This is a genomic window from Microbacterium sp. K35 (assembly GCF_004794375.1).
GTDB classification, from domain to species: Bacteria; Actinomycetota; Actinomycetes; order Actinomycetales; family Microbacteriaceae; genus Microbacterium; species Microbacterium sufflavum.
Genome location: NZ_SSDM01000192.1, coordinates 1 through 8,896, shown reverse-complemented (window position 1 = coordinate 8,896; position 8,896 = coordinate 1). Strand labels below are relative to the sequence as shown.

The 8,896-nt window shown below is 71.7% G+C and carries 9 protein-coding genes; 5 read left to right on the top strand and 4 right to left on the bottom strand.

Features of this window, described 5'->3' with window-relative positions; translation table 11 throughout:
• The coding region (locus tag DW299_RS07465) for a TetR family C-terminal domain-containing protein (RefSeq protein ID WP_522731637.1) at positions 1 to 254 on the top strand (254 nt) is incomplete at its 5' end.
• A gap of 93 nt (positions 255 to 347) precedes the next feature.
• On the opposite strand, the gene sucD is transcribed toward DW299_RS07465, so the two are convergent.
• Positions 348 to 1,250: a succinate--CoA ligase subunit alpha gene (gene sucD, locus DW299_RS07460; protein WP_136036215.1), complete on the bottom strand. Its 903-nt coding sequence runs from the start codon at positions 1,248 to 1,250 to the stop codon at positions 348 to 350.
• A gap of 18 nt (positions 1,251 to 1,268) precedes the next feature.
• Positions 1,269 to 2,435: an ADP-forming succinate--CoA ligase subunit beta gene (gene sucC, locus DW299_RS07455; protein WP_136031181.1), complete on the bottom strand. Its 1,167-nt coding sequence runs from the start codon at positions 2,433 to 2,435 to the stop codon at positions 1,269 to 1,271.
• A gap of 157 nt (positions 2,436 to 2,592) precedes the next feature.
• Here sucC and DW299_RS07450 point away from each other — a divergent pair, with 157 nt between their 5' ends.
• Positions 2,593 to 3,255, top strand: a complete 663-nt coding sequence (locus tag DW299_RS07450) for a TetR/AcrR family transcriptional regulator (RefSeq protein ID WP_136031183.1) — start codon at positions 2,593 to 2,595, stop codon at positions 3,253 to 3,255.
• Positions 3,256 to 3,328: 73 nt separating this feature from the next.
• Entirely contained in the window at positions 3,329 to 4,564 is a 1,236-nt protein-coding gene (locus DW299_RS07445) for an acyl-CoA dehydrogenase family protein (protein WP_136036214.1), read from the top strand.
• A 30-nt stretch (positions 4,565 to 4,594) separates the two neighbouring features.
• Here the strand turns inward: DW299_RS07445 and DW299_RS07440 are convergent, their stop codons facing one another.
• Positions 4,595 to 5,080 (bottom strand): hypothetical protein, encoded by a 486-nt coding sequence (locus DW299_RS07440; RefSeq protein ID WP_136031186.1) that lies wholly within the window; start codon positions 5,078 to 5,080, stop codon positions 4,595 to 4,597.
• Positions 5,081 to 5,144: 64 nt separating this feature from the next.
• Between DW299_RS07440 and DW299_RS07435 the strand changes: the two genes are divergently transcribed.
• Complete coding sequence (locus tag DW299_RS07435) at positions 5,145 to 6,599, top strand: phytoene desaturase family protein (RefSeq protein WP_136036213.1); 1,455 nt, start codon at positions 5,145 to 5,147, stop codon at positions 6,597 to 6,599.
• 46 nt (positions 6,600 to 6,645) lie between these two features.
• On the top strand, positions 6,646 to 7,689 hold the full coding sequence (locus DW299_RS07430; protein ID WP_136036212.1) for an ATP-dependent DNA ligase: 1,044 nt from the start codon (positions 6,646 to 6,648) through the stop codon (positions 7,687 to 7,689).
• A 6-nt stretch (positions 7,690 to 7,695) separates the two neighbouring features.
• Here DW299_RS07430 and ligD read toward each other — a convergent pair whose 3' ends face one another.
• Positions 7,696 to 8,766: a non-homologous end-joining DNA ligase gene (gene ligD, locus DW299_RS07425; RefSeq protein ID WP_136036211.1), complete on the bottom strand. Its 1,071-nt coding sequence runs from the start codon at positions 8,764 to 8,766 to the stop codon at positions 7,696 to 7,698.
• Between the last annotated feature and the right edge of the window lie 130 nt (positions 8,767 to 8,896).

Here is an 8,896-nt window from a genome sequence, read left to right as displayed (position 1 = left end):
TCGTCGCCCCCGCCGTGCTCGGCTGGGAGCAGTGGCGTCGGCTCGACGCCGAGGGGCCGGAGCAGGAGCTGCGTGCGGGACTGCGCGAGGCCGGGGTCCCGTCCGCACAGGTCGACGCCCTCACCGCCGCGCTGTCCGGCGCCATGAACGAGCTCGCCCTGTGGCTCGCCGCCCGCCCCGACGACACCGCGGCGCGACGGCAGGCACACCGCGCACTCGACCGCCTGCTCGACGCCGTGACGTCGGCGCACTGAGACCGGACGCGACGAGGACCTGGGCACGACGATGCCCCGGACACGACGAAGGCCCCGGGGTGGAGCCCGGGGCCTTCGCTACGAGTGTACGCCTTACAGCGCCTCGATGATCTCGCGCATCAGCGCGGCGGTCTCGGACGGCGTCTTGCCGACCTTCACGCCCGCGGCCTCGAGGGCCTCCTTCTTCGCCTGCGCGGTACCGGCAGAGCCGGAGACGATCGCACCGGCGTGACCCATGGTCTTGCCCTCGGGAGCCGTGAAGCCCGCGACGTAGCCGACGACCGGCTTCGTGACGTTCGCCTTGATGTACTCCGCCGCGCGCTCCTCGGCGTCGCCGCCGATCTCGCCGATCATCACGATCGCCTTGGTCTCGGGGTCGGCCTCGAACGCGGCGAGCGCGTCGATGTGCGTGGTGCCGATGACCGGGTCGCCACCGATGCCGATGGCGGTGGAGAAGCCCAGGTCGCGCAGCTCGAACATCATCTGGTAGGTCAGGGTGCCCGACTTCGACACGAGGCCGATCGGGCCCTTGCCGGTGATGTTCGCGGGCGTGATGCCGACGAGCGCCTCACCGGGGGTGATGATGCCGGGGCAGTTCGGGCCGATGATGCGGGTCTTGTTGCCCTTGCTCTGCGCGTAGGCCCAGGCCTCGGCCGAGTCGCCCACGGGGACGCCCTCGGTGATGACGACGAGCAGCGGGATCTCGGCGTCGATGGCCTCGATCATCGCGTCCTTCGTGAAGGCGCCGGGGACGAAGGCGATCGACACGTCGGCGCCGGTCTCCTTCATGGCCTCGGCGACCGAGCCGAAGACGGGGAGCTCGACGGCGTTGCCGTCCTTGTCCGTGTGCGAGACCGTGGTGCCGGCCTTGCGCGCGTTCACGCCACCGACGACCTGGGTGCCGGCCTTGAGCATGAGCGCGGTGTGCTTGGTGCCCTCGCCGCCGGTGATGCCCTGGACGATGACCTTGGAGTCCTTGTTGAGGTAGATCGACATTTCTCTCGTCCTTCAGTCTCAGGCGTTGGCGAGCTCGGCGGCCTTGTCGGCGCCCTCGTCCATGGTTGCGGCTAGGGTCACGAGCGGGTGCGCGTACTCCGCGAGGATCGCGCGGCCCTCCTCGACGCGGTTGCCGTCGAGACGGACGACGAGCGGCTTCGAGGCCGTGTCGCCGAGGGTCTCCAGTGCCCCCTTGATGCCGTTGGCCACGGCGTCGCACGCCGTGATGCCACCGAACACGTTGACGAACACGCTCTTGACCTGCGGGTCGCCGAGGATGACGTCGAGGCCCGCCGCCATGACCTCGGCCGAGGCGCCGCCGCCGATGTCGAGGAAGTTGGCCGGCTTGACGCCGTTGTGGTTCTCACCCGCGTAGGCCACGACGTCGAGCGTGGACATGACCAGACCCGCGCCGTTGCCGATGATGCCGACCTCGCCGTCGAGCTTGACGTAGTTCAGGCCGCTCTGCTTGGCCTTGGCCTCGAGCGGGTCGGCGGCGTCCTTGTCCTCGAGCGCCTCGTGCTCGGGGTGGCGGATCTCCGACGCGTTGTCGTCGAGCGTGACCTTGCCGTCGAGGGCGATGATGTCGCCCTCCTCGGTGCGGACGAGCGGGTTGACCTCGACCAGCGTCGCGTCCTCGCCCTTGTAGACGTCGTAGAGCTTCACGAACACGTCGGCGACCTTCTCGACAAGGTCCTCCGGGAAGTTCGCGGCGCGGGCGATCTCGACCGCCTTGTCCTTGTCGATGCCCGTGAGCGGGTTGACCTCGACGCGGGCGAGGGCCTCGGGGCGCTCGACCGCGAGCTCCTCGATCTCCATGCCGCCCTCGACCGAGCAGAGGCTCAGGTAGGAGCGGTTCGCGCGGTCCAGCAGCACGGAGAAGTAGAACTCCTCGGCGATGCGAGCGCCCTGCGCGACCATGACGCGCTTGACGACGTGGCCCTTGATGTCGAGGCCGAGGATCGCCTTGGCGGCCTCGTACGCCTCATCGGGGGTCTTGGCGACCTTGACACCGCCGGCCTTGCCGCGGCCACCGGTCTTGACCTGGGCCTTGACGACCACCACACCGCCGATCTTCTCGGCGGCCGCCTTCACCTCCTCGGGGGTGTCGGCGACGATGCCGGCGAGGACCGGCACTCCGTACTTCTCGAAAACGTCTCGTGCCTGGTACTCGTACAGATCCACTGTGGTTCCTTCACTGGGCTGCTGTTGGTCTGGTGATTCTCTCGATGTCGAGACATCGACCAGTCCCCCAGCCTACTACCTCGGCCTGACCGCTCCGGAGCGCGGGGCGGGCGGCGATGACCGCGGCGGCCGGTCGACGAGGACCTAGGATTTCGTCATGCGAGACTTCCCCGAATCGCGCGACGCCGTCGTCGCCGCCGCCCTCGAGCTCTTCCGGACCCAGGGCTTCGACCAGACCTCCGTCGAGCAGATCGCGAAGGCCGCGGGGGTGTCCCGCTCGACCTTCTTCCGACAGTTCGGCGGCAAGGAGGATGTGGTCTTCGCCGACCACGAGGTCCTGCTGGATCAGCTCAGGGAGTTCCTCGCCGAGGGGCACGACGACCCGTGGGCGGCGGTATGCGCGGCGTCGGAATCGGTGTTCGCGCACTTCTCCAGCGACCCGGAGATGGCACGTCGCCGCTACCAGATCGTGCGCCAGGTGCCGGTGCTGCGCGAGCGGGAGATCATCACGGTGTTCCGCTACGAGCGACTGTTCGACGAGTACCTGCGCGGCGCCCTCCCCGGCGTCGATCCGCTCGACGCGGTCGGGTTCGCGGCGCTCGTCACCGCGGTGCACAATCACGTGCTGCGACAGCTGCTGCGTGGCCGCAGGAAGGTGCCGCTGTCGACCCTGCAGTCGGCGCTCGCGGATGTGCGGCGGCGCTACGGCGTCGCGGACGGGTCCGCCGCGGATGCCCCGGACGACGTGGTGGTGGCGGTGTTCCCGCGGGCGATGCCGGTCGCCGAGGTCACGCGGCGGCTGCGCTCCCGGCTCGACTGATACCGCGGCGGGCTCGGGGCTCGTGGGACCCAGTATCGAGGAGTACGATACTCAGGTCCACGAAGGAGCACCCATGAGCATCGAAGCCTCCCCGTTCCCCGGCGAGCGCGTCTCGTCGTACGACGTCACCGGCCGGCAGGACAGCGACTACTACGCCGTGTTCACCGACATCCCCGCGGCCGACCGCGAGGCCTGGGACCGCGCCAAGGCGTACGTCGACGAGGTCGCCCCGCAGATGGCCGAGGCCTGGGACCGCGCCGAGTACCCCCTCGACGCCGCCCGCCGCATGGGCGAGCTGGACCTCGTGGTCGACGGCATCGACCACCCGTCGCTCACGCGCCTCTCCCCCCTCGCCGCCGGGCTGGTCAACATGGAGATCTCCCGCGGCGACGGCTCCCTCGGCACGATCCTCGCGGTGCAGGGCGGCCTGGCCCTTCGAACCCTCGCGCTGTTCGGCTCCCCCGCCCAGCAGGAACGGTGGCTCACCGCGCTGGCGGACGGCTCCGTGCTCGGCTCGTTCGCACTGACCGAGCCCGACCACGGGTCCGACTCCGTCTCCCTGGAGACCACCGCGCGCCGCGACGGCGACTCCTGGGTGCTCCGCGGCACCAAGAAGTGGATCGGCAACGGCGCCTCGGGCGGCATCACGTTCGTCTGGGCCAGGGTCGACGACGAGTCGGCCGCGGAGCACGGCGCCGTGCGCTGCTTCCTCGTCGAGCAGGACACCCCGGGCTACACCGGCACCGTGATCCGCGGCAAGGCTTCGCTGCGCGCGATCCACCAGGCCCACATCCGCCTCGACAACGTGCGCGTGCCCCTCGACGCCGTGCTCCCGGGGACGACGAGCTTCAAGGATGCGTCGACCGTGCTGTACGCCACGCGCTCGGGTGTCGCGTGGTCGGCCCTCGGCCACGCGACCGCCTGCTACGAGGCCGCGCTGGCCTACGCGAAGGAGCGCGTGCAGTTCGGCAAGCCGCTCGCCAAGTTCCAGATGGTGCAGGAGCGGCTGACGCACATGCTGGAGGACCTCACGGCGATGCAGCTGTACTGCCGCCGGATGGCCGACCTGGAGCAGGCGGGGCAGCTGCGGCCGACCCAGGCCTCGCTTGCGAAGTTCCACAACACCCGCGCCGCCCGCCGCATCGCCGCGACCGCCCGCGACCTGCTCGGCGGCAACGGCATCCTGCTGGAGAACGGCGTGATGCAGCACCTCGCCGACATCGAGGCCATCCACACCTACGAGGGCACGGAGTCGGTGCAGGCGCTGCTGCTCGGCCGCGACATCACGGGGATGAGTGCCTTCGCCTGACGCTGGGCGCCTGCATCACACGGTCGCGGGTCAGTCGCAGCCGCAGCCGCCCGCGGGCGTCTTCACCATGAAGCACACGTCGCACACGCCGTAGTCGCGCTCGACGGGCTTGGGCGCCGCGGGCGTGCGCGGGGCCGCGGGAGTGCGCGGCGCGGAGGAGCGCTTGGCCCGCACGGCGGTCGGCGGCGCGAACTCGCTCGGGTGCGTGACGTAGAAGTACGGTGCGCGCCCCTCGCTCGGCTGCAGGCGCAGGCGGGTCGAGCCCACCGTGACCACCTCGTCCTCCGTGAATCCGTTGGTGTAGGTGCGGCCGATGTGCAGCGCCGCGCCGTCGCCCCGGCGGATGGCCTCGATGTAGCGACCGCGGTCGATCAGGGAGGTCACCCCGATCTGGTCCACGATCTCGCCGATGAAGGCGTGGTTCACCGGATCGATGCGGTGGGCGCGGAGCGCCTCCGGCAGCGAGCGGTACGGACGGGAGGTGCCGGCGGGGGTCGGGCCCTGGACTTCATTCATCCCTTCCAGGATCGCATGGCGCAACCCCCTCGGCCGACCGTCTGCCGCGTGCGAGACTGGCGCCATGCCCCTCGCGACGATCATCGGCTCCGGACCGAACGGCCTCTCGGCGGGCGTCGCGCTGGCCAGAGCCGGATACCGGGTACGCGTGCTCGAAGCGGCGGACACCGCGGGCGGTGGCCTGCGCACGACCGAGGGGACCACGCTCCCGGGGTTCCGGCACGATGTGTGCTCCGCCGTGCACCCCGCCGCCCTCGCCTCGCCGTTCTTCCGGGCCTTCGGCCTCGACGAGCGCGTCACGTGGATCCGGCCCGACATCTCCTTCGCCCACCCGCTCGACGACGGGCGAGCGGCCATCGCGTGGCGCGACCTCGAACGCACCGCGGCCGACCTCGGGCCCGACCGCGACGCCTGGCTGCGACGACTGCGGCCGCTCACCACGCACATCGACGGCGTGACCGACTTCACCGGCAACCAGCTCCTGCGCATCCCGCGCGACCCCGTCACCGCGGCGCGCTACGCGGTGCGGATGCTGGATCAGGGCACTCCCCTCGCCCGCGCCGCCTTCCGCACCGACGAGGCCGCCGCCCTGATGGCGGGGGTCGTGGCGCACGCGAACTCGCCGCAGCCGACGCTCGCGGGCGCGGCGGCGGGGCTGCTGCTGGCCGCGCTCGCGCACGCCGGAGGGTGGCCGTACCCGCGCGGGGGATCCCAGACCATCGCGGACGCCCTGATCGCCGATCTCGAGGCGCACGGCGGCACCGTCGAGACCGGGGTGCACGTCGGCGACCTCGCCAGCCTCGACGGGGGCGACCCCGCGCGCGGCGACGTGCTGCTGCTGAACACCTCGCCGCGGCTCGCCCTCACGCACCCCGACATCCCCGCCCGCTATGCCAGGGCCGTGCGTACCTACCGCTACGGTGCGGCCGCCGCCAAGGTCGACTTCGCCCTGGACGGCCCCGTGCCGTGGGCCAACCCGCACGTGCGGAACGCCCCGACCGTGCACGTGGCCGGAGACCGCGACGAGGTGTGGAACAGCGAGAACGCGGTGGCGATCGGGCGCGTGAGCGACCGGCCCTACGTGCTCGCGGTGCAGCCCTCGGTGTTCGACCCGACGCGGGCTCCGGAGGGCAAGGCCGTGCTGTGGGCCTACATCCACGTCCCCGGCGGCAGCGACCTCGACCCCACCGAGCTCATCACGGCACAGGTCGAGCGGTTCGCTCCGGGGTTCCGCGACCGCATCCTCGCCCACCACGCGGTGCCGGCGTCCTCCCGCGAGGCCCTCAACCCGGCCGAGATCGGCGGCGACATCTCCGGGGGCGTGTTCGACATGCGGCAGGCGCTGCGGCGTCCCGTGCTCTCCCCCGCACCCTGGCGCACCCCGATGCCCGGCGTGTACCTCGCCTCGGCCTCGACCCCGCCCGGCCCCGCGGTCAACGGCATGGCCGGCTGGCACGCGGCGCACACCGTGCTGCGCGACGCGGGCACGCCGGCGGAGCTGGGCGACCTGTTCGGCTGACCGCAACCCCTTCCTCCCCGCGACGCCCGCGGTCCAGGATGGGTGCATGCGCTACGAGATCCCCGCCCCCATGCTCGCCAAGGCGACCGCCACGGTGCCCGACCCCGTGAAGCATCCCGGCGGACTGCTCTTCGAGCCGAAGTGGGACGGCTTCCGCGGGCTGATCGCCTGGGACGGCGAGACCGTCGAGATCGGATCCCGCGGCGCGAAGCCCCTCACGCGCTACTTCCCCGAGCTCGTCGACGCGATCCCGGAGCTGCTCCCCGGCCCGTGCCTGCTCGACGGGGAGATCGTGGTGGCGACCGGGCCGCAGGGAGCGCAGCGGCTGGACTGGGAAGCCCTCAGCCAGCGCATCCACCCTGCCGCCTCGCGCATCGCGAAGCTCGCCGCGGAGACCCCTGCCATGTTCGTGGCCTTCGACCTGCTCGCGTACGGCGAGGACGACCTGCAGACGCAGAGCTTCGAGACGAGGCGCGCCCGGCTGGAGAGCGTGATGGAGGCGGTCGAGCATCCCCTGCACCTCACCCGCACCACGCGCGACCGCGACGCCGCCGTCCGCTGGCTCGAGGAGTTCGAGGGTGCCGGGCTCGACGGCGTCGTGGCGAAGCCGCTCGACCAGCCCTACGCGCCGGGCAAGCGCACCCTGCTCAAGATCAAGCATGCCCGCACCGCCGACGTGGTCGCGCTCGGCTACCGCATCCACAAGTCCGGCTCCGGGGTGGGCTCGCTGCTGGTCGGGCTGTACGACGCCGACGGGACACTGCGCCAGGTCGGCGGTGTCGCGGCCTGGAGCGACGCGCGGCGCCAGCAGCTGGTGGAGGAGCTCGCGCCGCTCGTGGAGCGAGACGCCTCCGGAGCGGCCGTGACGGGCGAGGGTGAGCGTTCGCGGTTCAGCGGGTCGAAGGACGTGTCGTTCGTGCGCCTCCGCCCCGAGCGCGTGCTGGAGGTGCGGTACGACCAGCTGGAGGGTGCGCGCTTCCGCCACACGGTGCAGTTCGAGCGGTGGCGACCCGACCGCGACGCGCGCTCCTGCACGTACGACCAGCTCGACACGGTCGCGGGTTACGACCTCGCCGACGTGCTCAGCTGAGCCGGGTCAGTCCTCGACGGGGTTGCCGTTCTCGTCCCAGTTCGCGGCGTTCTTCTTGCTGGGCTGCACGCGCGGCGGCTCGCCGGGCATCTTGGGGAACTCGGGCGGGAACGGCAGCTCGCCCAGCCCCGCCGCCAGGTCTCGCTCCCACCATTCCAGGAGGGTGTCGATGCGTCCCGGCGTCGCCTGCATGTCGGCCCACGGGTCGCCGATGTCGTCGAGTCGCTGCGGGATGCTGCGCACCGTGAACGAGCGCGGATCGACGTCGTCGAGCTCGTCCCAGTGCACCGGCGTCGAGACGGTCGCTCCCGGGAGCGCACGGGGGCTGTAGGCGCCGGCCATGGTGCGGTCGCGGTTGGCCTGGTTGAAGTCCACGAACAGCCGCTCGCCGCGCTCCTCCTTCCACCAGTTCGTCGTGACCCGGTCGGGCATGCGTCGTTCCAGCTCGCGCCCTGCCGCGATCACCGCGTGCCGCACGTCGAGGAACTCGTGCGTCGGCTCGATCGGCGCGAACACGTGCAGGCCGCGGTTGCCGCTCGTCTTCGCGAACGCCTCCAGACCGGCCTCGCGCAGCACCTCCCGCAGCGCGTGGGCCGCGGGCACGGCCTCGGCGAAGCCGGTGCCGGGCTGGGGGTCGAGGTCGATGCGCAGCTCCACCGGGTTGTCGGAGTTCTCCGCCAGCGACGCCCACGGGTGGAACACGATCGTGTTCATCTGCACCGCCCACACGATCGCGCTGGGCCGGGTGAGCACGATCTGCGGGTGTCGGCGGCCGCTGTTGTACGTCACGGTCACGGCATCGACGAAGTCGGGGGTGCCCTTGGGCGGGTTCTTCGAGAAGAAGCCCTCCGCCCTCGGCTCCCCGCTCGCGCCGACGCCGTCGCGGAACCGTTCGAGCGACACGGGGCGATGGCCGTTGGCCGACAGGAACGGCTGCGCGACCTGCTGCACGTACTCCGCCAGCTCGGCCTTGGTGATGCCGAGGTCGGGCCACACCACCCGGTTCGGGCTGGAGAGGGAGACCTCGCGCTCCCCGTCGGGGTCGGAGACGGTTAGGGTCACGCGTTCGGAGGCCATGATCCGACCCTAGGGCGCACCCCCGACGGGCGGAACCCCCGGCGGCCGGGGGAACACGCTCGGCTCAGTCGTCGATCTGCACGGCGCGGACGAGCACCGGTGCGAGGGCGTCGCGCTCCACCACGATCGA

What these genes read in the sequence shown, in the direction of transcription:
- sucD (WP_136036215.1), bottom strand. Translation starts at nt 1,250, where the DNA reads ATGTCGATCTACCTCAACAAGGACTCCAAGGTCATCGTCCAGGGCATC.
- DW299_RS07450 (WP_136031183.1), top strand. Translation starts at nt 2,593, where the DNA reads ATGCGAGACTTCCCCGAATCGCGCGACGCCGTCGTCGCCGCCGCCCTC.
- DW299_RS07445 (WP_136036214.1), top strand. Translation starts at nt 3,329, where the DNA reads ATGAGCATCGAAGCCTCCCCGTTCCCCGGCGAGCGCGTCTCGTCGTAC.
- DW299_RS07440 (WP_136031186.1), bottom strand. Translation starts at nt 5,080, where the DNA reads ATGAATGAAGTCCAGGGCCCGACCCCCGCCGGCACCTCCCGTCCGTAC.
- DW299_RS07435 (WP_136036213.1), top strand. Translation starts at nt 5,145, where the DNA reads ATGCCCCTCGCGACGATCATCGGCTCCGGACCGAACGGCCTCTCGGCG.
- DW299_RS07430 (WP_136036212.1), top strand. Translation starts at nt 6,646, where the DNA reads ATGCGCTACGAGATCCCCGCCCCCATGCTCGCCAAGGCGACCGCCACG.
- ligD (WP_136036211.1), bottom strand. Translation starts at nt 8,766, where the DNA reads ATGGCCTCCGAACGCGTGACCCTAACCGTCTCCGACCCCGACGGGGAG.